Annotated in this window: 20 protein-coding genes, 1 tRNA gene and 2 pseudogenes; 13 read left to right on the forward strand and 10 right to left on the reverse strand. The window is 70.8% G+C overall.

Translation table 11 applies throughout. The features are described 5' to 3' along the window. Positions 1-97 precede the first annotated feature (97 nt). On the reverse strand, positions 98-1,078 hold the full coding sequence (gene nth / locus AC3CH1_RS12000) for an endonuclease III (RefSeq protein WP_488462888.1): 981 nt from the start codon (positions 1,076-1,078) through the stop codon (positions 98-100). Positions 1,079-1,448: 370 nt separating this feature from the next. On the opposite strand from nth, the gene AC3CH1_RS12005 reads away from it, so the two are divergent. Beyond that, positions 1,449-2,123, forward strand: a complete 675-nt coding sequence (locus tag AC3CH1_RS12005) for a Crp/Fnr family transcriptional regulator (protein WP_003967450.1) — start codon at positions 1,449-1,451, stop codon at positions 2,121-2,123. Between the two features lie 118 nt (positions 2,124-2,241). Here AC3CH1_RS12005 and AC3CH1_RS12010 read toward each other — a convergent pair whose 3' ends face one another. The 4 genes from AC3CH1_RS12010 to sp36 all read right to left on the reverse strand — a co-directional run bounded on the left by AC3CH1_RS12010 (position 2,242) and on the right by sp36 (position 4,903). Continuing rightward, positions 2,242-3,078, reverse strand: a complete 837-nt coding sequence (locus tag AC3CH1_RS12010) for an MBL fold metallo-hydrolase (protein WP_488462889.1) — start codon at positions 3,076-3,078, stop codon at positions 2,242-2,244. Then, positions 3,075-4,010: an NUDIX hydrolase gene (locus AC3CH1_RS12015; protein WP_488462890.1), complete on the reverse strand. Its 936-nt coding sequence runs from the start codon at positions 4,008-4,010 to the stop codon at positions 3,075-3,077. The genes AC3CH1_RS12010 and AC3CH1_RS12015 overlap by 4 nt, the downstream gene beginning before the upstream one ends. A 264-nt stretch (positions 4,011-4,274) precedes the next feature. After that, the gene (locus AC3CH1_RS12020) at positions 4,275-4,745 is read right to left on the reverse strand and encodes a RidA family protein (protein WP_007450324.1); all 471 of its coding nucleotides are present in this window, start codon (positions 4,743-4,745) and stop codon (positions 4,275-4,277) included. Beyond that, positions 4,745-4,903, reverse strand: coding sequence for a Sp36 family protein (sp36, locus tag AC3CH1_RS12025; protein WP_003967454.1), 159 nt, complete (start codon positions 4,901-4,903; stop codon positions 4,745-4,747). Before sp36 ends, AC3CH1_RS12020 begins: the two co-directional genes overlap by 1 nt. Positions 4,904-4,975: 72 nt before the next feature. Here sp36 and bagA point away from each other — a divergent pair, with 72 nt between their 5' ends. Together bagA and bagB are read left to right on the forward strand one after the other, a co-directional pair. Then, complete coding sequence (bagA, locus tag AC3CH1_RS12030; protein WP_488462891.1) at positions 4,976-5,950, forward strand: ATPase BagA; 975 nt, start codon at positions 4,976-4,978, stop codon at positions 5,948-5,950. After that, the gene (bagB, locus tag AC3CH1_RS12035; protein WP_488462892.1) at positions 5,947-7,410 is read left to right on the forward strand and encodes an ATPase BagB; all 1,464 of its coding nucleotides are present in this window, start codon (positions 5,947-5,949) and stop codon (positions 7,408-7,410) included. Before bagA ends, bagB begins: the two co-directional genes overlap by 4 nt. A gap of 109 nt (positions 7,411-7,519) precedes the next feature. On the opposite strand, the gene AC3CH1_RS12040 is transcribed toward bagB, so the two are convergent. Continuing rightward, a complete protein-coding gene (locus AC3CH1_RS12040) occupies positions 7,520-7,870 on the reverse strand; it encodes a WhiB family transcriptional regulator (protein ID WP_488462893.1) in 351 nt (116 codons plus the stop codon). 740 nt (positions 7,871-8,610) lie between these two features. Here AC3CH1_RS12040 and AC3CH1_RS12045 point away from each other — a divergent pair. Then, positions 8,611-10,857 (forward strand): transglycosylase domain-containing protein, encoded by a 2,247-nt coding sequence (locus AC3CH1_RS12045; RefSeq protein ID WP_488462894.1) that lies wholly within the window; start codon positions 8,611-8,613, stop codon positions 10,855-10,857. 126 nt (positions 10,858-10,983) lie between these two features. On the opposite strand, the gene AC3CH1_RS12050 is transcribed toward AC3CH1_RS12045, so the two are convergent. Next, complete coding sequence (locus AC3CH1_RS12050) at positions 10,984-11,448, reverse strand: GatB/YqeY domain-containing protein (RefSeq protein WP_488462895.1); 465 nt, start codon at positions 11,446-11,448, stop codon at positions 10,984-10,986. Positions 11,449-11,547: 99 nt separating this feature from the next. Here AC3CH1_RS12050 and AC3CH1_RS12055 point away from each other — a divergent pair, with 99 nt between their 5' ends. The 3 genes from AC3CH1_RS12055 to AC3CH1_RS12065 all read left to right on the forward strand — a co-directional run bounded on the left by AC3CH1_RS12055 (position 11,548) and on the right by AC3CH1_RS12065 (position 13,782). Further along, positions 11,548-12,486 carry a metallophosphoesterase gene (locus tag AC3CH1_RS12055; RefSeq protein WP_361873840.1) on the forward strand — a complete coding sequence of 313 codons (939 nt, stop codon included), beginning with the start codon at positions 11,548-11,550 and terminating at the stop codon, positions 12,484-12,486. 417 nt (positions 12,487-12,903) lie between these two features. Next, entirely contained in the window at positions 12,904-13,680 is a 777-nt protein-coding gene (locus tag AC3CH1_RS12060) for a Pr6Pr family membrane protein (protein ID WP_488462896.1), read from the forward strand. A 28-nt stretch (positions 13,681-13,708) separates the two neighbouring features. Then, positions 13,709-13,782 (forward strand) — tRNA-Pro (locus AC3CH1_RS12065). A 95-nt stretch (positions 13,783-13,877) separates the two neighbouring features. Here AC3CH1_RS12065 and AC3CH1_RS12070 read toward each other — a convergent pair. Next, positions 13,878-14,884, reverse strand: a pseudogene (locus AC3CH1_RS12070) (site-specific integrase). A gap of 88 nt (positions 14,885-14,972) precedes the next feature. Between AC3CH1_RS12070 and AC3CH1_RS12075 the strand changes: the two are divergent. From AC3CH1_RS12075 to AC3CH1_RS12085, 3 genes are all read left to right on the forward strand, one after another. Then, on the forward strand, positions 14,973-15,452 hold the full coding sequence (locus tag AC3CH1_RS12075) for a hypothetical protein (RefSeq protein WP_488462897.1): 480 nt from the start codon (positions 14,973-14,975) through the stop codon (positions 15,450-15,452). Between the two features lie 107 nt (positions 15,453-15,559). Next, positions 15,560-16,048 carry a DUF6650 family protein gene (locus AC3CH1_RS12080; RefSeq protein WP_364985974.1) on the forward strand — a complete coding sequence of 163 codons (489 nt, stop codon included), beginning with the start codon at positions 15,560-15,562 and terminating at the stop codon, positions 16,046-16,048. 630 nt (positions 16,049-16,678) lie between these two features. Then, on the forward strand, positions 16,679-18,076 hold the full coding sequence (locus AC3CH1_RS12085) for a DNA-binding protein (protein WP_488462898.1): 1,398 nt from the start codon (positions 16,679-16,681) through the stop codon (positions 18,074-18,076). A 43-nt stretch (positions 18,077-18,119) separates the two neighbouring features. Here the strand turns inward: AC3CH1_RS12085 and AC3CH1_RS12090 are convergent, their stop codons facing one another. Further along, on the reverse strand, positions 18,120-18,365 hold the full coding sequence (locus tag AC3CH1_RS12090) for a hypothetical protein (protein WP_488462899.1): 246 nt from the start codon (positions 18,363-18,365) through the stop codon (positions 18,120-18,122). A gap of 382 nt (positions 18,366-18,747) precedes the next feature. Beyond that, the gene (locus tag AC3CH1_RS12095) at positions 18,748-19,977 is read right to left on the reverse strand and encodes a damage-control phosphatase ARMT1 family protein (protein WP_488462900.1); all 1,230 of its coding nucleotides are present in this window, start codon (positions 19,975-19,977) and stop codon (positions 18,748-18,750) included. A gap of 99 nt (positions 19,978-20,076) precedes the next feature. Here AC3CH1_RS12095 and AC3CH1_RS12100 point away from each other — a divergent pair. From AC3CH1_RS12100 to AC3CH1_RS12110, 3 genes and pseudogenes are all read left to right on the forward strand, one after another. Continuing rightward, positions 20,077-20,313 (forward strand): annotated as a pseudogene (locus tag AC3CH1_RS12100) (DUF5635 domain-containing protein); the annotation flags it as partial. 208 nt (positions 20,314-20,521) lie between these two features. Then, positions 20,522-22,246: a TIGR02677 family protein gene (locus AC3CH1_RS12105; protein WP_488462901.1), complete on the forward strand. Its 1,725-nt coding sequence runs from the start codon at positions 20,522-20,524 to the stop codon at positions 22,244-22,246. Further along, a complete protein-coding gene (locus tag AC3CH1_RS12110; protein WP_488462902.1) occupies positions 22,243-23,574 on the forward strand; it encodes a TIGR02678 family protein in 1,332 nt (443 codons plus the stop codon). Before AC3CH1_RS12105 ends, AC3CH1_RS12110 begins: the two co-directional genes overlap by 4 nt. Positions 23,575-23,626: the final 52 nt, after the last annotated feature.

Here is a 23,626-nt window from a genome sequence, read left to right on the forward strand (position 1 = left end):
CCCCGTCGAGTCACAACGCCTGTCATCGGCCATTTCGTTCCGAGCCGTTCCGTCCTGAGGGGTGAAGTGCGGGGGGGGCGTGCGCGGGGCGTCGCCCTCACCCCGCCCCGAGCGCGGGGGCGGGCTTTCCCGGGTAGTCGGCGGGCGGGCTGAGCCGCTGGCCCGGATAGCCGCCCATCTCGTACTTGAGGAGCTTCCCGGCCTTCTCCGGATCGGTCTCGCCCTCTCCGTACGAAGGACAGAGCGGGGCGATGGGGCAGGCGCCGCAGGCGGGCTTGCGGGCGTGGCAGATCCGGCGGCCGTGGAACACCACCCGGTGCGAGAGCATCGTCCACTCGCTCTTGGGGAAGATCCCGGCGACGACCGCCTCGACCTTCACCGGGTCCTCCTCGTCGGTCCACTTCCAGCGCCGCACCAGACGCCCGAAGTGCGTGTCGACGGTGATGCCGGGGACGCCGAAGGCGTTGCCCAGGACCACGTTGGCGGTCTTGCGGCCGACGCCGGGCAGCTTCACCAGGTCCTCCAGCCGCCCCGGGACCTCGCCGCCGAACTCGTCCCGGAGGGCGGTCGAGAGGCCGAGCAGCGACTTGGTCTTCGCCCGGAAGAACCCGGTCGGCCGGATGATCTCCTCCATCTCTTCCGGCACGGCCGCCGCCATGTCCTCGGGGGTGGGGTAGGCGGCGAAGAGCGCGGGGGTGGTCTGGTTGACCCTCAGGTCCGTGGTCTGGGCGGAGAGGACCGTGGCCACGAGGAGCTCGAACGGGTTACGGAAGTCCAGCTCGGGATGGGCGTACGGATAGACCTCGGCGAGCTCCCGGTTGATCCGGCGGGCCCGGCGGACCATCGCGAGGTGCGACTCCGCCTTCGGCGCCTTGGCCGCCTTGGGCGCCTTGCGTACCGTGGCCGCCTTGGCCGTGGCAGCCGTCCGCGCCGTGGCAGCCGTGGCAGCCGTGGCAGCCGTGGCCTTGGCCGCCTCGCGCCCCGTGGCAGGCTTGGCCTTTTTATCGGATTTGCCGGATTTGCTGGATTCGCCGGGTTGGGCGGATTGGGCGGGCGTTGGCGATGACGACGATGACACTGCGGACCTCCTGGCCGACTTCCGGAGCGACTCCCCCGGCTCGCCGGGGAAGCCGTGCGCCCCTCCGAGGGGGCCATTCGCGGCATTCTTCGGGCGCGGCCAGGGCTGTTCGCCCACAGCGGAATCGCTGCCCTGCAAGGCCGCTTCAGCCCCCTGGGCCTGCGCTCTCCCCGGCGTTCTGGACACCCGGCCAGCCTAGAGCCAGGCACCGACAACCACCGCCGTCACGGCGTATCCGCCCCCGATCGGCCCCCTGCCGTAGGGTCCGGCCCGCCCGTGCGTCAAACTGGTTTGTGATTGATCGCACTGTTTTACCGTCCGGCATGATGGGGACCACGGTTCCCTGAACAGGCCGACAAGGAGAGAACTCGTGGACGACGTTCTGCGGCGCGCCCCGCTTTTCGCGGCGCTCGATGATGAGCAGGCCGCGGAGCTCCGCGCCTCGATGAGTGAGGTGACCCTCGCGCGCGGAGACGCGCTGTTCCACGAGGGCGACCAGGGTGACCGCCTGTACGTGGTCACCGAGGGCAAGGTGAAGCTCCACCGCACCTCACCCGACGGGCGCGAGAACATGCTGGCCGTGCTCGGCCCCGGCGAGCTGATCGGGGAGCTGTCGCTCTTCGACCCGGGCCCCCGTACGGCGACCGCCTCCGCGCTGACCGAGGTCAAGCTCCTCGGCCTCGGCCACGGCGACCTGCAGCCCTGGCTGAACGCCCGGCCCGAGGTGGCCACCGCGCTGCTGCGCGCGGTCGCCCGCCGACTGCGCAAGACCAACGACCAGATGTCCGACCTGGTCTTCTCCGATGTGCCGGGCCGTGTCGCCCGCGCCCTCCTGGACCTGTCGCGCCGCTTCGGCGTCCAGTCCGAGGAAGGCATCCACGTCGTGCACGACCTCACCCAGGAGGAGTTGGCTCAGCTGGTAGGCGCCTCCCGCGAGACGGTCAACAAGGCGCTCGCGGACTTCGCGGGCCGCGGCTGGCTGCGCCTGGAGGCCCGTGCGGTCATCCTGCTGGACGTGGAGCGGCTGGCGAAGCGTTCGCGCTGACCTCGTTTCCGTACGCGAAGGGCCCCGCCGACCGGGGCACGTACCGGAGTACGCACTCCGGTACGTCCGTCGGCGAGGCCCTTCGCCGCGCGAGGCCCTTCGCCGCGCGGGGCCCGGATCAGCTCTGGATCAGCCCGTGCTCGGTCAGGTACTCCAGCTGCGCCCGCACCGACAGCTCGGCGGCCGGCCACAGGGAGCGGTCCACGTCGGCGTACACCGTCGCCACCACCTCCGACGGCGTACGGTGCCCGGCCTCCACCGCCGTCTCCACCTGGGCGAGCCGGTGCGCGCGGTGGGCCAGGTAGAACTCCACCGCCCCCTGCGCGTCCTCCAGCACCGGGCCGTGGCCCGGCAGCACCGTGTGGACGCCGTCGTCGACCGTCAGCGACCGCAACCGCCTGAGCGAGGCCAGGTAGTCGCCGAGGCGCCCGTCCGGATGCGCGACCACCGTCGTGCCGCGGCCGAGGATCGTGTCGCCCGTCAGCACCGCCCGGTCGGCGGGCAGATGGAACGAGAGCGAGTCCGCGGTGTGCCCGGGCGTCGGTACGACCCGCAGCTCCAGGCCGCCGGTGGTGATCACGTCGCCCGCCGCGAGGCCCTCGTCGCCCAGCCGCAGCGCGGCGTCCAGGGCTCGCACCTTCGTCCCCGTCAGCTCCGCGAACCGGCCCGCGCCCTCCGCGTGGTCGGGGTGGCCATGGGTGAGCAGCGTGAGGCCCACGCGCCGCCCGGACCGCTCCACAGCCCCGATCACGGCCCGCAGGTGTACGTCGTCGAGCGGCCCGGGATCGATGACGACCGCGAGGTCGGAGTCCGGCTCGGCCACGATCCAGGTGTTCGTCCCGTCGAGCGTCATCGCGGACGGGTTGGGCGCGAGGATGTTGACCGTACGGGTGGTGGCGGGGCCGGAGGCCACGGTTCCGCGCGGCTGTCCGGGCAGGGCTGCCGCGTCGCTCACGCTCCACCGCCTGCCGGGCCCGCCGCGGGTACGTGCTTGGTGAACTCGTCGTGCCCCGGCCAGGTCAGCACCAGTTCGCCGCCCTCCAGACGGGCCTGCGCGAGGACCGGGGCCATGTCCTGCCCATAGGCCGCCCCGAGGGCCTCCGCGGCCGTCCTGTACGGCGCGAGGGCTCGCAGCGTGGTCACGGTGGGCGGCATCATCAGCAGCTCGCCCCGGTCGTAGCGGCGGGCCGCGTCGGCGGGGGCGATCCACACCGTGCGGTCGGCCTCGGTGGAGACGTCCCGGGTGCGCTGCCCCTCGGGGAGCGCGGCGACGAAGAACCAGGTGTCGTACCGGCGCGGTTCGAACTCCGGCGTGATCCAGCGCGCCCACGCGCCCAGCAGGTCCGAGCGCAGCACCAGGCCGCGCCGGTCCAGGAACTCCGCGAAGGACAGCTCCCGGGCGACCAGCGCCTCCCGGTCGGCCTCCCAGTCGTCCCTGGTCGTGTCGCCGACCACGGTGTCGGCGGTCGGCCCGGCGAGGAGGACGCCCGCCTCCTCGAACGTCTCGCGCACCGCCGCGCAGACGACGGCCTGCGCCTCGGTGACCGTCGCCACCCCGAGCCGGGCGGCCCACTCCTCCAGCGGGGGCCCGGCCCACCCGATCAGCCGGTCGTCGTCGCGCGGATCGACCCCGCCACCCGGATAGGCGTACGCGCCCCCGGCGAAGGCCATGGAGGTCCGGCGGCGAAGCATGTGCACGACAGGGCCACCGGACGCGCCGCCCGTCCCGCCCGGATCGCCGCCCGTCCCGCCCGCCTCGTGCCCGCCCGGATCGCGGAGCAGCATCACGGTGGCGGCCCGCCGGGGTGTCACGGCCGTCAGCTCACCGGCGGCGAGGGCCCGGATCCGGTCGGGCCATTCCGGGGGGTACCACTGACCTTGGGACATGGCCGGAGGCTATCCGGAACCGCGCCGATGTTCGAGGGGCTCCCGGCCCCCGCATCGTCGCGGTGACCCACCCGCCCCGTACACGCCCCCCAAGCCCCGTGCACGCCGCCCAAGCCCCGTACATGCCACCCAAGCCCCGTACACGCCGGCCGTGCCCCGAAACCGCCCGCCACGCCCGTACACGCCGGCCAAGCCCGGTACACAGACGATCCCGCCCGGTCGCGGGGACCGGGCGGGATCGAAAGGCGGGGCGAGAAGGGTTTCTCAGGCGTCGTCGAGCTCCACCTGGACCTCGACCTCGACCGGCGCGTCCAGCGGCAGCACGGCGACGCCCACGGCGCTGCGGGCGTGCACGCCCTTGTCGCCGAGGACCGCGCCCAGCAGCTCGCTGGCGCCGTTGATCACGGCGGGCTGGCCGGTGAAGTCGGAGGCCGAGGCGACGAAGCCCACGACCTTCACGACCCGCTTGATCCGGTCCAGATCGCCGGCGACCGACTTCACGGCGGCCAGGGCGTTGAGCGCGCAGGTCTTCGCGAGCTCCTTCGCCTCGTCCGGCGTGACCTCGGCGCCGACCTTGCCCGTGACGGCGAGCTTGCCGTCCACCATCGGCAGCTGGCCCGAGGTGTACACGTACACCCCGGACCGCACGGCCGGCTGGTACGAGGCCAGCGGCGGCACGACGGCGGGCAGGGTCAGGCCCAGCTCGGCGAGCCGCGCCTCGACGGCGCCCGCCACTACGCCTTCTCCCGCTTCAGGTAGGCCACGAGCTGCTCGGGGTTGTTCGGGCCGGGAACGACCTGGACCAGCTCCCAGCCGTCCTCGCCCCAGGTGTCCAGAATCTGCTTGGTCGCGTGCACGAGAAGCGGCACGGTCGCGTATTCCCACTTGGTCATGGGCCCGACTGTAACGCCTGGCACGTACGGTCCCGTGCGTAGCCCGGGGCCGGACTGGTTAGGCTCGAATACGTGAGCAGGTTCCAGGTCGTCAGCGGCAAGGGCGGCACCGGTAAGACCACGGTCGCCGCCGCCCTCGCGCTCGCCCTCGCGACCGAGGGCAGGCGCACCCTCCTCGTCGAGGTCGAGGGCAGGCAGGGCATCGCCCAGCTCTTCGGTTCCGAGGCGCTCCCCTACGAGGAGCGCAAGATCGCCGTCGCGCCGGGCGGCGGCGAGGTGTACGCGCTGGCGATCGACGCCGAACGCGCGCTCCTCGACTACCTCCAGATGTTCTACAAGCTCGGCAGCGCCGGCCGGGCGCTGAAGAAGCTCGGCGCGATCGACTTCGCCACCACCATCGCTCCCGGCGTCCGGGACGTCCTGCTGACGGGCAAAGCGTGCGAAGCCGTACGCCGCAAGGACAAGCAGGGACGGTTCGTCTACGACCACGTGATCATGGACGCCCCGCCGACCGGCCGGATCACCCGCTTCCTGAACGTCAACGACGAGGTCGCCGGGCTGGCCCGGATCGGCCCCATACACAACCAGGCCCAGGCCGTGATGCGGGTCCTGAAGTCCCCGCAGACCGCCGTCCATCTGGTGACCCTCCTGGAGGAGATGCCGGTCCAGGAGACCGCGGACAGCATCGCGGAGCTGCGCGCCGCCGAACTGCCCGTGGGCAGCGTGTTCGTGAACATGGTCCGCCCGCATCTCCTCGACGAGGACTCCCTGCGCACCGCCGCGGGCGGCCGCCGCAAGGAGATCGCCAAAGCGCTGACCCGGGCCGGAGTGACCGGTTCCGCGGCGCTCGTACGGCCCCTGGTCGAGCAGGCGGCCGAGCACGCCGAGCGGGTCGGCCTGGAGCGGGAGCAGCGCGCGGTGCTGGCCGGCCTCGGCCTGCCGGCGGCGGAGCTGCCGCTGATCGGCGACGGGGTGGACCTCGCCGCGCTGCACGACCTGGCCACGGAGCTCCGTAAGCAGGGCGCGGGGGAAGAGGGAGAGGCATGACGGCGAACACAGCCGGTGGGGGCCCGTCCGTGGCGGGGCTGGACACGGACGCGCTGCTGGACGACCCGGGCATCCGGATCGTCGTGTGCTGCGGCTCCGGCGGGGTCGGCAAGACCACGACCGCCGCCGCCCTGGGCGTACGGGCGGCCGAGCGCGGCCGGAAGGTCGTCGTCCTCACCATCGACCCGGCCCGTCGGCTCGCCCAGTCCATGGGCATCGACCGGCTGGACAACGTGCCGAGGCGGGTCGACGGCATCGACGGCGAGGGCGAACTGCACGCCATGATGCTGGACATGAAGCGGACCTTCGACGAGACCGTCGAGGCCCACGCGGACGCCGAACGGGCCAGGGCGATCCTGGAGAACCCCTTCTACCAGTCCCTGTCGGCCGGGTTCGCCGGTACGCAGGAGTACATGGCGATGGAGAAGCTCGGGCAGTTGCGGGCGCGCGACGAGTGGGACCTGATCATCGTCGACACGCCTCCCTCGCGCTCCGCGCTGGACTTCCTGGACGCGCCGAAGCGGCTCGGATCGTTCCTCGACGGGAAGTTCATCCGGCTGCTGATGGCGCCCGCGAAGGTGGGCGGCCGGGCCGGGATGAAGTTCCTCAATGTCGGCATGTCGATGATGAGCGGAACGCTGGGCAAACTGCTCGGGGGTCAGTTCCTGCGGGACGTCCAGACGTTCGTCGCCGCGATGGACACCATGTTCGGCGGCTTCCGCAGCCGCGCGGACGCCACGTACAAGCTGCTCCAGGCGCCCGGCACGGCCTTTCTCGTGGTGGCGACGCCGGAGCAGGACGCGCTGCGTGAGGCGGCCTATTTCGTGGAGCGGCTGGCCGCCGAGAAGATGCCGCTGGCCGGTCTGGTCCTCAACCGTGTGCACGGCAGCGAGGCTTCACGGCTCTCCGCCGAGCAGGCACTGGCCGCCGCAGAAAATCTTGACGACACCCGCATTGTGGATCAGAGGGCCGGGAAAGCTGGCCTTGGTGACCAGGAAGCCCCCGACCCGGCGGTCACCGCTTCCGGACCGACCGAGCCGCCCCTCTCCCCCGAGGCAGGGCAGGCGTCCGGCCCCGAGCCCGCAGCCGAGCACGAGGACACGACGGAGAACGAACCGCCCTACGAGAACATCGCGACATCCGCGAACACTTCTGATGACGCGACGAGCCCGGACGACGCGACGAGCCCCGCGGACACGTCCGACTCCACCGACGCGATCGCCGACGAGGCCGTGGGCGTCGAGGAACTGACGTCGGGTCTGTTGCGTCTGCACGCCGAGCGCATGCAGATCGTCGCCCGCGAGCACCGCACCCGCGACCGCTTCACCGCGCTGCACCCCGAGGTGCCGGTGACGGCCGTGGCGGCGCTGCCCGGCGACGTACACGACCTGAACGGCCTCCGGGCCATCGGCGACCGCCTGGCGGACGGTTCCACCCCGACTCCCGCCGGAGCGGCGTAAACACCCCGACCCCTGCCGGAACGGCGTAGACATCCCAACCTCTGCCGGAGCGCGTAGACGCCACCCGCCGGGCCTGGCGGCATACAGGCCGACCAGGCCGTGCCGGCACCTACCCGACGGCCGCGTACGGCTCGTGCAGCTCCTCGTCCTCCAGCCCGATGCCCCCGGGCAGAACACCGGTGGACCGCTCGTACTCGCTGCGCGCGGTCTCCAGCAGTCGGCGCCAGGACGTGACGGTGGGCCGGCGCCGCAGCAGTGCGCGGCGCTCCCTCTCCGTCATCCCACCCCACACGCCGAATTCGACGCGATTGTCGAGCGCATCGGCCAGGCACTCGGTCCGCACCGGACATCCGGTGCACACCGCCTTGGCCCTGTTCTGCGCTGCCCCTTGTACGAATAGTTCATCCGGATCGGTAGTGCGGCAGGCTGCCTGCGCACTCCAGTCGGTTACCCAGCCCATCCCGGCGCCGTCCTCTCCCGAATCGAGGCTCCCCCACGGCGGTAGCGGCATATTCACCGCTGCCAGTTGAGGACGTTACGGAAGGTGGGGACAGCACAACACCCCCTTCGGGCCCAATCTTGAATGGTCCGAACGGACTATGCGTATGCGGCAGATCACCCAGGGGAGTGAGCCGAGGACATGCGCGACTATCTCCGTGAAAAGGGGACAGTGCACTCAAGTTGCAAGGGACTTCTCGCGACATACGGGGCGATTTCGGGAGCGCCTCGATGGCTACGTGAAGAGCAATGCGGTTGCTCATCCGCCGGGTGAAGAATGACCAGAAGATGCGCATGGGGTTGCAGGGGGCTTGATACGGAACCGGTCTGCTGTGACAGTTGAGAGCAGCTTAGGCCAAGGCCTCTCCGTCTGTCCGGCGAATGAGAACGTAGGCGGTCCGCGCCCGCGCGCCCGTGCCACGACGCCCGGCACACTCTCGCCGGAAGGCCGCGGCAGGCCCCGTAAGACAGGGGCGTGGCCCGTTCGAACGCCACGACGGCTCGCGTACAGACGCCACGGCCGACCGTACGGACGCGCCACGGCCAGCCCCTTCGGACATCACGGCGAACCCGTCCGGATGTCACGGCCAGCCCCTTCGGACCTCACGGCGAACCCGTCCGGATGTCACGGTCCGGTACCCGAACGCTCCGAGGGGCCCTGCTCCTGCGACACGTTCATCACTACGGATTAGGCTGCCCCCTATGCCAAAGAAGCGCTCGGGCGGGGGTCTCACCACGACCCAGCAGGCCGCCAAGTTCCTCGGTGTCGCCGCGCTCTCCGGAGCTGTCCTGGCAGGCATCGCGCTGCCCGCAGCCGGAGCGCTGGGGCTCGCCGCCAAGGGGACGGTCGAAGGGTTCGACGAGATCCCGTCCAACCTCAAGACTCCACCGCTCAGTCAGCGGACCACGATCCAGGACCGCGACGGCGGCACCATCGCCACGGTCTACTCCCGGGACCGCACGGTCGTCCCGCTCAAGGACATCTCGCCGTACATGCAGGACGCGATCATCGCGATCGAGGACTCCCGCTTCTACGAGCACGGCGCGGTCGACCTCAAGGGCATCCTCCGCGCGATGAACCGCAACGTACAGGCGGGCGGGGCCGCGCAGGGTGCGTCGACCCTCACCCAGCAGTACGTGAAGAACGTCTTCGTCGAGGAGGCGGGCGACGACCCGGAGAAGGTCGCCCAGGCCACGCAGCAGACGCTCGGCCGCAAGGTCCGCGAGCTGAAGTACGCGATCCAGGTCGAGGAGGAGCTCGGCAAGAAGAAGATCCTGGAGAACTACCTCAACATCACGTTCTTCGGCCAGCAGGCGTACGGCGTCGAGGCCGCCTCCCAGCGTTACTTCTCCAAGCGCGCCAAGGACCTCAAGCTGGAGGAGGCCGCGCTGCTCGCCGGCCTCGTGCAGTCGCCGAGCCGCTACGACCCGGTCAACGACTCGGAGGAAGCGACCAAGCGCCGCAACATCGTGCTGGCACGGATGGCCGCGGTCAAGACCATCTCGCAGGCCGAGGCCGACAAGGCGATGAAGTCGCCCATCAAGCTGGAGGTCTCCCGGCCGAAGAACGGCTGCATCACCGCCGTCAGCGGCTCCGGCTTCTTCTGCGACTACGTCCGCAAGACGATCCTCACCGACCCCGCCTTCGGGAAGACCGACGAGGACCGGGCCAAGCTCTGGAACCTCGGCGGTCTGACCATCCGGACCACGCTGGACCCGCGCGCCCAGAAGGCCGCCAACGAGGCCGCCACCGCGAGGGTCAACAAGGACGACAAGTTCGCGGCGTCCGTGGTGCAGGTCCAGCCCGGCAGCGGCAAGATCCTGTCCATGGGCCAGTCCCGCCCGTACGGCCTGGACCAGAAGCAGAACGAGACCGTGCTGAACCTCGCCGTCAGCAACAGGATGGGCGGCAGCACGTACGGCTTCCAGACCGGCTCGACCTTCAAGCCGTTCACCGCGGCGGCGGCGCTGGAGAAGGGCATCAGCCCCGCGACGACGTTCTCGACGGACTGGAAGATGACGCTCGAGGAGCGGGACTTCCGGAACTGCAGCGGCTCCCCGGCCGGTCACGCGGACTGGGCCCTGCAGAACGAGCTGGAGTCCGAAAAGGGCACCTGGGACATGACGAGCGCGCTCGGCAAGTCCATCAACACCTACTTCGCGCTGCTGGAGCAGAAGGCCGGCCTCTGCGAGACCGTGGAGATGGCCAAGAAGGTCGGCTACGAGCGCGGCGACGGCAAGAAGGTCGTCGAGAACCCGTCGATCACCCTCGGCAGTGAGGTGAGCACCCCGCTCTCCATGGCCGGCGCCTACGCCGCGTTCGCCAACCGGGGCACCTACTGCACGCCGATCGCCATCGAGTCCATCAAGGACCCGCAGGGCAAGAAGATCTCCGTGCCGAAGACGTCCTGCTCGCGGGCGATGAGCGAGAGGACCGCGGACACGATCAACCAGATGCTCAAGGGCGTCGTGGAGGACGGCACCGGTACGCAGGCCGGACTCAGCGACCGGGACAACGCGGGCAAGACCGGTACGACCAACGACCGCAAGGACGCCTGGTTCGTCGGGTACACGCCGAACCTCTCCACCGCGGTGTGGGTCGGTGACGACGTCGGCGAGAAGAGCTCGATGTTCGGTGTCACCATCGGCGGCCAGTACTACGACAAGGTCTGCGGCGGCTGCCTGCCCGGTCCGATCTGGCGCATCGCGATGACCGGAGCCCTGGACGCGGCGGAGACTCCCGGGTTCAACCCGGTCGCCGTCCCCCGGGGCAAGGAGAAGAAGGAGAAGGGCGACCGGGAGCGCGATCGGGAGCGCGACCGCGACGACGAGGACCGCGAGGACGCCAAGCCCGGCGACGACGGCAACCGGTTCCCCGGCATCGAACTCCCGGACGGCGTGGTCGGCGGAGCGGGCGGTGGCGGCGGGCGGGGCCAGAACGGCCCCTGACCCGTATCCGTACCCCTGCCTCCCGCACCCGTAGGGACAGAAAAAGGGTGGGCGTCCCGGTCCAGGACCGGGGCGCCCACCCTTTTCTGCCTCTTCTGCGTCTTCTGCGTCTGCTCCGCGTGTGCCTCAGCCGGCGAGGAGCTTCTTCACCGCGGCGGCGACCCGGCCGCCCTCGGCGAGCCCGGCGACCTTCGGGTTGACGATCTTCATGACGGCGCCCATCGCACGCGGCCCCTCGGCCCCGGCGGCCTTCGCCTCCTCGACGGCGGACGCCACGATCGCGTTCAGCTCGTCGTCGGAGAGCTGCTGGGGCAGATAGCCGTCGAGCAGCTCGCCCTCCGCCTTCTCCCGCTCGGCCTGCTCGGTCCGGCCGCCCTGGGCGAAGGCCTCGGCCGCCTCACGGCGCTTCTTGGCCTCCTTGGCGATCACCTTCTGCACCTCGTCGTCGGAGAGCTCGCGCGCCGCCGTGCCGCTGACCTCTTCCTTGGTGATCGCGGTGAGGGTGAGCCGAAGGGTGGACGAGGTCAGCTCGTCACGCGCCTTCATGGCCGTGTGGAGGTCTTCCTTGAGCTTGGACTTGAGCGTGGTCATGCCGCGATTGTGACAGGTACGGGGCCGGGGCCGCCCACCGGTTTTCCGGCCGCCCCACCGGCTTTCCGCTCACGGTTCCGCTTCTGCGACGATGGGCGCATGCGCGCACGCTACGGAGTACCCCTGAAAGTCACGGCAGTCGGCGCGGCGGTCGGCGCCGCCGGACTCGCCTATGCCGCCGGGTTCGAAGCCCGCTCGTTCCGCCTGCGACGGGTCACCGTCCCCGTACTCCCGCACGGAGCACGTCCGTTGCGCGTGCTCCAGGTCTCCGACATCCACATGGTGAGCGGCCAGGGCAAGAAGCGCGCCTGGCTCCAGTCGCTCGCCGGCCTGCGCCCCGACTTCGTCGTGAACACCGGCGACAACCTCTCCGATCCGAAGGCCGTGCCCGAGGTGCTCGACGCGCTCGGCCCGCTGATGGAGTTCCCGGGGGTGTACGTCTTCGGCTCCAACGACTACTACGGCCCCAAGCTCCGCAACCCCGCGCGCTATCTCTTGGAGAAGGCCCGGGGCAAGCACGGCCTCAACGGCAACGCCCCCGCGGTCGGCGTCGTCCACAACCCGTGGGAGCCGATGCGCGACGCCTTCGACGAGGCGGGCTGGCTCAACCTGTCGAACACGCGGGGCCGGCTCAAGCTCGACGGCCTGGAGCTGGCGTTCACCGGTCTGGACGACCCGCACATCAAGCGGGACCGTTACGCCGAGGTCCAGGGCGGCCCTGTGAGCGGCGCTGACCTCTCCATCGGCGTGGTCCACGCCCCGTACCTGCGCTCCCTGGACGCCTTCACGGCCGACGGCTACCCCTTGATTCTGGCGGGCCACACGCACGGCGGACAACTGTGCATCCCGTTCTACGGGGCGCTGGTCACCAACTGCGACCTGGACACCGACCGGGTCAAGGGCCTGTCCAGCCACACCGTCGGCGACCGACGCGCCTACCTCCACGTCTCCGCGGGCTGCGGCACCAACCGCTACACCCCGGTCCGCTTCGCCTGCCCGCCCGAGGTCACCCTGCTGACGCTGACACCGAAGGCCTGAGCAGGCGCCCCGGGGGCAAGCGGGGCTGGGCCCGCAGCGCGCGACGGACGCGGGGCGGGGGGAGGCGGGGCCGGGGCACGCCTCGCGGGGCCGGGGCACGCGGTGCCGGGCCGGGGCACGCGGGGCCGGGCCGGGGCACGCGGGGCCGGGCCGGGGCACGCGGGGCCGGGCCGGGGCACGCGGGGCCGGGCCGGGGCACGCGGGGCCGGGCCGCAGCGCGGCAGACGCGAGGCGGGGGCACGCGGGGCCCCGGGCCGCAGCGCGGCAGACGCGAGGCGGGGGCACGCGGGGCCCCGGGCCGCAGCGCGGCAGACGCGAGGCGGGGCCGGGGCACTGGCGCCGAGGCGTCCGAGCGAGGGCCACGCACGGCGGGCGGACGAATCGCGGGGGTCTTCCCACCCGCTTACGGTACGAACCATGACCCCGCCCCGGACCACCCTGCTCCCCCGCCCCCGGGCGGCAGAGGTGCTCCCGGACCCCGCAGCGCCCCGCCGCCCGTGGGCCACGACCCTGCGCGCGACCGCGTGCGGGGCGGCGGCCACGGGCCCGGTCATCGCCCTGGCGACCGGCTACGCGTCGCCGGCGCTGATCCACTTCACGGTCCTGGCGAACCTGCTGATCGCGGGGTCTTTCGGATGGTCGGCGGTACGTTCCTGGCGGGGCGGGCCGCCGCTGTCGCCGAGACTGTCGGGCGGGGTGCTCCTGCTCGCCGCGATCACCGCCCTGATGTACCACCTGGTGCTGGTGAACCACGGCGGCTCCCCGATGAGCGCCTCCCGCGCCGGTCCGGACCCGGGGGCCGACTGGCCCACTGCCACCACCGCGAGCCTCCTGCTCCACACGGTGACCCCCTCGGCCGTCGCCGCGGACTGGCTCCTGCTGACCGCCCCCCGCACCCTGCGCCTGGCCCACATCCCCCTCTGGTTGTCCGCCCCCGCGGCCTACCTGGGCATCGTCCTGACCCGCGGAGCCCTGCTCTCCCCCGACGCCCCGGCCCGCTACCCGTACCCGTTCCTCGACGTCGACACGTACGGCTACGGCGGGACCATCACCCAGGCCCTCGCCCTCGGCCTGCTCTTCGCCGCCCTGGGCGTCCTGATCACCACCGCGGACCACCTCCGGCCGAACGTGGCGGGGCGGTTCCAGCACCGGAGAAACCGGATTTCGCCTCCGGCCGCCGGTGGGCTAAAGTAATCGATGTCGCCGGGAGTCCGGTGGACATCGGGGTGTAGCGCAGCTTGGCAGCGCGCTTCGTTCGGGACGAAGAGGTCGTGGGTTCAAATCCCGCCACCCCGACAGCTAAGCACCAGGTCAGAGGGCCCTTACCGAATCGGTAAGGGCCCTCTGACGTTGCTGTGTGTCTATCTGCGTGACTATCGCTTCCTGCGTGCCTACGGCTTCCGTGGGTCCGCACCGAAGATGCCGTCCATGACGACGGCTCCCGTCTGGATCACCGGCCTGATCTGCTTCCGGTAGACCTCCTCGGTCACGGCCGTCCCCGAGTGACCGACGAGCCGGGAGATCTCCTCCCGGGGGACGCCCCGGTCGGAGAGCAGTGACACGAAGCTGTGCCGGAGCTCCCGGGCGTCCACTCGGCCGCGTCGACCCCGTCGACGTCCTTGAGCGCCTGGCGGAAGGCGCGGCGGACGTTGGCGGCGTCGAGCGGCTTGCCGACGGCCGAGGAAAAGACGAACCCGTGCTCCTCCCATTCGTCACCGGCGGCGAGCCGATCCCACCCCTGATCCTCGTACTGCCGCCAGAGCGCATCGATACAGCGTGACGGCAGGGCGAGCGTGCGCCGGGACTTGCGGGTCTTGGTGTCGCCGCTCCGCCGGACCGACCGCCACACGGCGATGTGCGGAGGCTGCGCCGGGACCAGGTCGGGCCGCCCCTTGAGGAAGTCGTGGTTCCAGGTGAGGGCCCGCAGTTCCCCGGTGCGAGCGCCGGTCAGGAGGGCGACGACGATGTACGCGTACATCGAGGTTCCCTCAGCTCCCCGGAGAACGGCCTCCGCCTGGGCGAAGGTGAGAGCTTTTGAGGGGCGTCCGGACTGCCCCTGAGGCACCGAGCACAGCTCCACGACGTTCCGCTTGACCTTGTCCCGGGCCATGGCCCGCTTGACCGCCCGGTTCAGGCAGGAGTGAAGGCCCTGGAGGGTGCGGGTGCTGAGCGTCCTGGACTTCTTGGCGAGCCAGCGGTCAACGCCCTTCGCGCTGAGATCGCGGAGCTTGCGGGCGCCGAGCGACGGGATGACGTGCTTCTCGCTGAGGAGCGTGGTCGTCGCGACGGTGCTCGGGTCAAGGCCGGCCAGACCATAGGAGAGCCAGTCCGTGACGGCGTCCTTCACCGTGTAGTTGGTCGGCGCGATGGCCAGACCGTCTTCGTGGTCGCGCAGCACCTCCTTGAGCTTGTTCTTCGCCTCCGTCTTGGCAGCGGTGAGTCATAACTGCCGGGCGGCCGGCGGGCGAAGGTTCTAGCCTCCTGTCATGGAGTGGATACCGCTGGTCAGTACGGCACTTGGTGCGGCAATCGGGGTTGGCTCCACCTTGTTGGCCGATCGGGCCAGGTGGCGCAGGGACCGTGCCGACCAGGACCTCAATGTGCGAAGGCAGTTGTATGCCGACTACACCGCTGCGCTCTCACGGATCCGCACAGCGCTCAATGAGTGCGCCCAGGAGGACCTCCCAGCCGCCGAGCGACCGCGGAGAGTCCGTGAAGTGTTCCTGACGCCTGGTGCGTACGAGATCCGCCACCAGTTGGCCATCGTCGCACCACCGGAGATCGTGGAAGCCTCACGATCAGCGTTCGTCGTCCTGAGGGACACCCGAGACCTGCTCGTGGCAGGTGCCTCGGTCGACGACGCGGCCTATGTGGCGTTGGAGGAGCGGTTCGATGCCGCCCTGGCCGAGCTCCGCACCGTCATGCGCCTTGACCTTGGAGCGGCCGCGTCGATCACGGCACGATGACACGCAGCCCGGCAGGACAGCAACACAGCGGTAGATCGTGCGCTATTGCTTCGAGGCACCCGACCTGTTTCGAGCTCAGCCGCTCTCGGGCCTCTAGGATGCCGAGCGTGAAGGTTCTGGAGATCATGCGACGAATCAAAGGCTTCAGCACACCGCTGGGCGGCGTTGACTGGGACCTACCGGTTCCCCAGCGGGCCGTTGCCGAGAAGGTTGTTGTCTACCTGGAGGACCGCAGAGTCCTCACAATGCCCCGTGCCGTCATCCACGCAGTCGAGGAGCCAGGGCACTGTGTCGCATCAGTCCTGCAGATCAGGGAGACGTTGACCCAGATCTTGATGGAACCTGACGCTGGGGACGAACTGGCAGAGAACCTGAAGGCAATGCGAGCCGCTTGCCGACGCTTCCTAAACGCTGCGGGCCCCAACCACTCGGGAGACGTTCACAACCGCTTCGAGAGCGCCACTTTCGGTGCGGCGCTGGGAGAACTACGCGCGGTTTTCGGGATTCAGCTTGGTGTCATCGCTGCCCGCTACAAGATCGAGCTGTCGGAAGATCTGGAAAGTATTCTTCCAGCGTCCGACACCGACGACGAATAGGACCCATCGGCCAAGCAATTGGGGACTCTCAACTGACTCGGCGGCGGATGTACCAAGCGCCGGCCCACAGGACAAGAATGGCACCCACGAAGGCCCACAGCGTCGTGCGGTGTCGTGCGGTGTCGTGCGAGGTGTAGATCAGTGCGAACATGCCCAGCCGTATGCCCGGAGTGGGTAGTCGATGCCCAGGCAGTTCCTCCAGCGGGCTGCGACCACGGCTCCTCCCACACGACACGGTGAGTGTCTAACTGCGTGACAACCGCGACGCACGACCACGAACAACCGTGGACGTCAGCGGACCAATCAGTGCAGGTGATGGCCGCAGCAGCCCGAGGACGGTGAGCGTTCCAAGTTGCTCGGGACGAAGAGGTCGTGGGTTCAAATCCCGCCACTCCGACAGCTGTAAGACCAGGTCAGGGGCCTGATCCACTTAGTGGATCAGGCCCCTGAATCGTTCCCGGGGGTGTCTTGGGAGCCATTTGGGAGCCAACCCGGGAATCCGGCTCCCCGTTAGCTCCCGTAGCTTTTTGGTGTCGCGATGATTCGGCGCGATTGCTCTCGTAGGGTGACCCCGCCCACGTACGCTCTGGACGTCTGACGCCACCGCGCCGGGCGCACGAGGGGGGCACCGTGGATCATCTGTTCACTGTCGACGGCCGGACGGCCACGCCGATATCGCGGACCGGGCTCGCCGCCGAGGGCCTGCTGGAGCGGCAGCATCTCCAGGAGTGGGTGATCGCCCATCCCCAGGTGCTCGGGGAGTCGGTACTCGTGATCACCGCGGAGTACGACCGGTGGGCCGACACCGAGGGGGTTCCGGCCCGCGACCGGCTGGACGTGCTCGGGTTGGATGCGACCGGGCGCCTCGTCGTGGTCGAGCTGAAGCGGGGGACGGCCGACCGGGACGTGCACCTCCAGGCGATCACCTACGCCGCCCTGGTGTCCCGCTTCGACCTCGACACCCTCGCCCAGGCGCACCGTGGCTTCCTGTCGCGCAGGGGGCAGGCCCTCGACATCGACGGGTGCAGGCAGCGGCTGCTCGACCACGTGGACGGGGAGTGGAGTCCGGAACTGCTCCAGCGGCCCCGGCAGGTGATCATCGCCGCCGACTTCCCCAAGCAGGTCACCCACTCCGTGGTCTGGCTGTCGGAGATGGGCATCGACATCGACCTCGTTCAGGTCGGTCTGTGGCGGGTTGAGGGCAGCCTCGTCGCCGGGTTCACCAAGGTCTATCCGACGCCGGAGGTCGAGGAGTTCACGCTCGCCCCGGCCCGGGTCGAAGGCGAGGCGGCTGCCAAGAAGTTGCAGGAGCGCTCGCGTTCACGCAACGCCGTCCATGTGCTCATCGGTGCGGGTCTGCTGCCCGACGGGACCAGGCTGCTGATGACACCGCGCCATGGCGTGACGGATGCCATCCGCACCGAGATCCGGTCATGGGTCGCGCAGGACACCACCAGAGCTGTCGCGACCTGGACCAATGACACCGCCAAGCCACTGGTCTGGGACGCTGACGGAACCTCCTACTCCCCTACCGGGCTCGCCAACCACATCTTCACGAGCGTGACCGGACGCAGCGTGGACGGTATACAGGGAACGACGTGGTGGGACGTGGACACCACCCAGGTGCCCGCCGACATCGACCCCGAAGCATGGGCCACGCTGGCAGGATCCGACCTCACCGCTCTGGCCAGGCAGCTCAGCGGCACCCACAAGGACTGGACCGGGCTGCACACTCTGCTGAGCGGAGTCCCGAGCGGACGGTGGACCACCTACGGGGACCTGGCGGCGGTGGTCGGGAGCCACGCCGTCCCCATAGGCCAGCACCTCAGTACCTGCGGCCGATGCCCCAACCCCTGGCGCGTCCTCACGGCCGCGGGGAAGGTCAGCTCCGGCTTCCGATGGCCTGATCCCTCGCGCACGGACAGTGCCCTGTCCGTGCTGGTCGGGGAAGGCGTGCACTTCGACGGAGGCGCCGCCGACCCGGACCAGCGCCTGCGCGAGGACGAGCTCCGGACCCTCTCGGGCTGAGAGCCCTATGAGGCCCTCAGCCCGCCGTGATCGGGGCCCTGTATCAGGCCCCGCGCCCCTCGTCGCACAGCTCGGCGTAGGCGACGGTGACCAGGATGATCGCGTGGGCGCCGATGTCGGCCAGCTTCCTCGGGGCGAGTCCCAGCCCCTGACCCCGGAGGGACATGGCGGTGAGCAGGTAGGCGTAGCCCTGTCCGAGGACACGGGTAGCCATGACGGAGTCGTACGGGTAGTCCCGGTAGTCCCGCATCAGCAGGCAGACCCGCTTCTCCCAGTTGTCCGCCGGCACGATGTCACGGGGGGAACGGACCGGTCCGGTGACCGGGTCGGTGGCGACGGGGGCGCCAGCTGCGTTTGCATGGCGCCTCCCTTGGATGGTGCCCCACGAGGTGCGGGGGCGATGTAACGAGAACACCGCATCCGGCACCCGGCAGGCGATCAACTGGCTCTCCTCGCACAGCGTTTGTGTCTATCTGCGTTACCACCGCTCCGCCGGAGGTGCCGAAGTGCCGGAGATGCCGTCCACGTGCTCGTCGGGGCGGTCTGCCGGGCCGGCCCGCCGCCCTTTGCCGAGCGCGACCGGCCGCGCCCTCAGCGGCTTGCGGAGCCAGCGTGTCCGGGGGCCGTGAGTGTCCGAGAAGAGGGCCAACCGGTTGGGTGCCTCGCCCTCCTTACTGTCGCACCTGAATCAGCGCGTGCGTACCACTCGTACGCCAGGCGTCCCCGGACTGCTCGAGAGCGTCCAGCGTGTCCTCCTCCAGGCCGGCGACGACGTCGGATTTCAGGGTCCGGAGCGCCGCCACGGCCCCCGGGAAGTAGGCGGTGAGATCGGCGAAGGACGCCGTGGCGTCCCACAACTGGTCTCCCACCAGGCGACGGTAGTTGAGGTCGCCCTTCAGGATGGTGAGCGCGGCGCTCTCGAACTCGCCGCGCAGGTCCTCCGGCATCTCCCCGTACGGCTGCGGGGCGCAGAAGAACGGGTGGGTGCGGATTTCCAGGTATCCCGCCCCCATGGCCTTCCACAGCCGGCCGCCGATCCGGCCGGCGTCACCCGGCGCCTCGATGAGGCGACGGAGGCAGTCGACGACGTCGGCCGTCATGGCGTCGGAGACGTAGTAGGGGTAGGGCTTGACGTGAAGCACGACCCGGTCGGCCCGGCGGTGTTCGAGGAGATGGTCGATGAGGATCAGGTCGGGGATCAGCTCTCGACCCGCGTTGTCCGCCACCACGGCGACCGTGGTGGCGGATCCGACGGGCAGGAGCTGCCACAGCAGGGCGCTGTCATCGGCGACCAACGCGGGGGCGGCGGTGTCTCCGGCCTCCGGCTCCCCCGCCGCGACGCGGAAGCCGAGGTCCGCGCGGTTGCCCCAGAGCGAGGCGTGGAGCAGGGCCGTGGCGCGCTCCTCGGCCGGCACGTTCGCGAGCGCGTCCAGGGCGCGCAGCTCCTCTTCCACCGCTTCGCCTCCCAGTTCGGCCTTCTTGAACGGCGCGAACGGATCGACTCCTTGCCATGGGCCGGTGCCGAAGTACCCGACCGCCCCGAGGAGCCTGCGGTAGAAGTAGCTCTCCGCCCACAGGAAGGGAGCGTCGTACCAGGAGCGGCCGAAGTGCTCCCGCCCCGAGGTCGCCCAGCGCTCGTGGTCGCGTTCCTCGGGGGCGAGCTGTTCGACAACGCCGTTGGTGATCTCGTCCAGCAGGGCGTCGAGGGCCTCGTGCTGGGGCCGGCCGTACGGGAAGGCGTCTCGCACCTGCTGGACAAGGGCAGGGTGCCGCTTGGCCAGCACACCCCAGGCGAACGAACCGGGCTCGTTGCTCAGGATGACCGGAGCATCCGACGCGGCGGCCGGCGCGGAGGTCCGGGCCGCCCCTTCGCCCGAGGCACGGGAGGTCTTCTCTGTCATGGTGTCCAAGCCCTTCGTTTCGTGCTCATGTGTCCGTGATCCCCAGGGCGCCGACGCCGGCCGCACTCCCCGCCAGCACCTCGCCCGTCCCGCCTTGCCGGGGTGCTTCGGAGAAGCTCGGACGAGGCGGCCGAAGCCCTGGAGGCAGCAGCTGAATGCCTCGTGGGCGACGAACCACTTCTAGCCCAATACAAGGACGTTTGGGTTCTCTCGGACGCTGCGGTCGCAGCACTAGAGGTTGTCACCGACCGTGACGAACTTCGACGACGCGGCGCGCACATCTCTCGCTTCATCGCCGGGCCCGGTCTGAAGCAGGCACCAGACCGTACTGCGTGACGACCAGAGCGCTCGCTCACCGGGTCACGAAGCCGTTCGGCCTTTCGGCGAGACAGCTGCCGGGGCCCGTCCCCGTACCGGCCCGGCCGGGGGTACGTGCGGTCCGCACGCCTGTCCCGGTGCGTCCGTAGCTGAATCGGCGATGGCCCCGCAACCAGTTCCGGCCACCCCGCATCGCCTGTCGGACCCTCCACGTAACCTCGCGGACATGGAGGAACCCACGCCCGGCACACTGCCGGAACCCGGCGACGCGCACGCGGCACCCGACGCCTATGAGACGCGCCGCCGCCTCGACGCGTACGCGTACCTCAGCGCGCCGGAGCGGCTGGAGTACCTCACGATCATGCGGGTCTTCTGCGGCACGCTCCTGGCCGACCTGGCCGTCCCGGACGTGATGGCGAAGGTGCGGGACGGTGGCGGGACCGCCGCCGGGCTCGACGCCGAACCTCTCACGGCGCGGCTGGAACAGCTGGTGAAGTGGGGGAACCTGCTGCGTGGCAGCCACACCGTGAAGGCTTCGAGCATCACGGAGTACCAGCGTTCGCGTGCCCGCTACCAGCTTTCGCGGCTGGGCGAGCGCGTCCAGCGGGACGCCGACGGGGTGCTGGCCGAGGCCGACGCCGCCCGCGAGGTGAGCAACGAGTTGCTCGCCCTGGTCGAGCGGGGGCTGCGGGAGCTGGCCGAGCTGGTGGCCGGGCCGGGCGGCACAGCACCGCAGGACGGGCTGGAGCGGGTCAGCACGTTGTTCGTGCAGTTCGCCGGGTTCGCGGACTCCGTCCGGGACTTCTACGCCTATCTCGGCCAGGTGCTCGCCCGGTACGACCTGGACAGCGGCGAGTACCAGGGCTTCAAGGAACTCCTCCTGGACTACGTCGAGGCGATCACGGAGGACGTGTCCTTCCGCGGCCCCCGCATCTCGGCGGCGCTGGACGCGCTGTGGCCCCATCTTCCGGGCCTGCTGAGCCAGTTGGACGCTCACGCGCAAGGGCTCGCCACGCTGCCCGCGCAGAGCGAGGGGCGCACGCAGAGCGAGGGGCGTACGGAGACCCGTGTGCAGCGCAGCCGGGGTCGCGAGCTCGCGGACTGGGAGGGGCTGCGGGGCTGGTTCAGGGACACCGACGGGCAGGGCAGCCAGGTCGACCAGCTGCGCGACGCCACCCTGCGGGCCCTTCAGTCGCTGCTGGCCAACGCCAAGCGGATGCTGCGCTCGGCGACCGGCGAGATGTCGCGGCGCCGGGACCTGTTGCGGCTGGCCCGGTGGTTCGACGAGGCCGCCCCGCAGGACGCGCACGACATCGCCGTCGCCGCCTTCGGGCTGTACGGCGCGCGCCATCTGGGCATACCTCCCGCCGCGGACGAGGTGGTGCCCGCCTACACCAGCTGGTGGACGGGCCCGGTGGTCGAGGTACCGGTCGCGCTGCGCGAGAGGGGAAGCCGCGCCCAGCGGGGCCGGACGGCGTCGGTGGAGGACCACTCCGCCCAGAAGGAACGACTGCTGGAGGCGGCGCGTCAGCGGGCCGCCGGCAGAAGCGCCGCGGCGGACGAGCTGTGCAGCGCGTCCGCCCGTTTCGACGGCGTACGGCTCACTTCGGCGGCGCTCAGCCTGCTGTTGGAGCTGCTGGCCACGGCGCTCGGGAACGCGCAGCTCAGGTGGCGTGCCGGGGCGGGCGAGCAGGAGGAGCGGGGCTTCGGGCTGGACGCCGCGTGGAGCGAGGACGCCGACCTGGGCATCCGGCTCACCGTGCACCGTACGGCGGGAGCCCGCACGCTCCTCCACTCGGCCGACGGGGATCTGCTCCTGGACGACCTGGAGCTGGTGGTCCACAGGACGGCCGCCGCGCCGGAGGGAAGGGAGCCGACCGGGAGCGAGGCGCCTTCCACGCAGCCGCGCGGTGCGCCCGCCGACGGTAGGAAGGAGGTGAGCGTGTCATGACGCTCCCCTCCGCCCACGACGTGGCTCTTGCCACCGAACGCCGCACCGCGGCACGGCTGTTGCTCGCCCACCCGCTGGTCACGTCGGACGGCCCGCACGCCGACCTCTTTCCGCTGGTCCGCAGGCACGCCGACTGGCTGCGCGGCCGGTTCCAGCAGGTGCTCGGCTACCGCCTCCTGGTCGACAGCTCCTACGCCCGGCTGTTCAAGGCCGGGCTCGGAGCCCGGTCGGGCCACCGGCTCCTACGGTCCACCGGCACACCCTTCACCCCGCACACCTACGCCTGTCTGGCTCTGGCCCTGTCCGTGCTGGTCACCGCGCCGGAGCAGCTGCTGCTGTCCCGGCTCGTCGCCGACATCCGGGCCGCGGCGGCCGACGCGGACGTCGAGCTGGAGGAGACCGGACGGGCGGCCGGGAAGCGGACGCTGGTCGCGGCCCTGCGGCAGCTCGTCGAGTGGGGCGTCCTGATCGAGACCCACGGTCACGTGGGCGTCATCGCCCAGGAGGCCGACGGGGAGGCGCTGATCACGGTCGACCGCGAGCTCGCCCGCGTCATCGTGGCCGGACCGCTCGCCCAGTCGCGGGACGGCGCCGACCTGGTCCGGCGGGCGGCGGACCCGGGGTTCGGCGGGCCGCGCACCTACGTGCGCCGGATGCTGGTCGAGACCCCTGTCGTCCACTTGGACGAACTGACCGACTCCGAACGTGACTGGCTCCGCACCCGCCAGCGACGGGAGGGCCAGGCGTTCCTCGAACTCCTCGGCCTGGAGACGGAGATCCGCGCCGAGGGAGTGGCCCTGGTCGACCCCGAGGAGGAGCTGACCGACATCCACCTGCCCGGGACGGGGACGGTCGCGCAGGCCGCTTTGCTGCTGGTGGAACGGCTGGTGGAGCGGCTCCGCCCGGCGGAGCCCGGACACCCCGCGACCGGCGGAGTTCTCGTCGTCGGGGTCGCCGTTCCGGACGGTGCGGTGGACGGGCTTCTGGCCGAGCTGGTCGCCGAGTACGGGCAGCGCGGCAACTGGCAGCGCGGCTACCTCGAAGACCCCGATGCCCTGCGTGAAGCCGTGCTGGACCTGCTCTCCCGCATGCGCTTGATCGCCCCGGCCGGTCCGCTGCGATCCGAGGGGGCGGGGCTGCCGGAGCAGCACGCCGGCGAGCTGCCGGAGGGACGCCAGGTCACCGACGTCCGGGCGGCCCGGCCCAACGAGGGCGGCGCGGGCTGGGTCCTGCTCGCCTCGGCGGCCCGCTACGCCACCCGGGTCACCGTGCGGGCGCCCGACCGCCGACACGAACGCACCGACGCACAGCAGGAGTCGCCGCTATGACCGCCGAGGCCCGTGGTCTCGTTCGCTTCCGCACACAGCAGGAGTCGCCGCT

The sequence above is a fragment of the Streptomyces sp. MGP-P1 genome, from assembly GCF_057766565.1.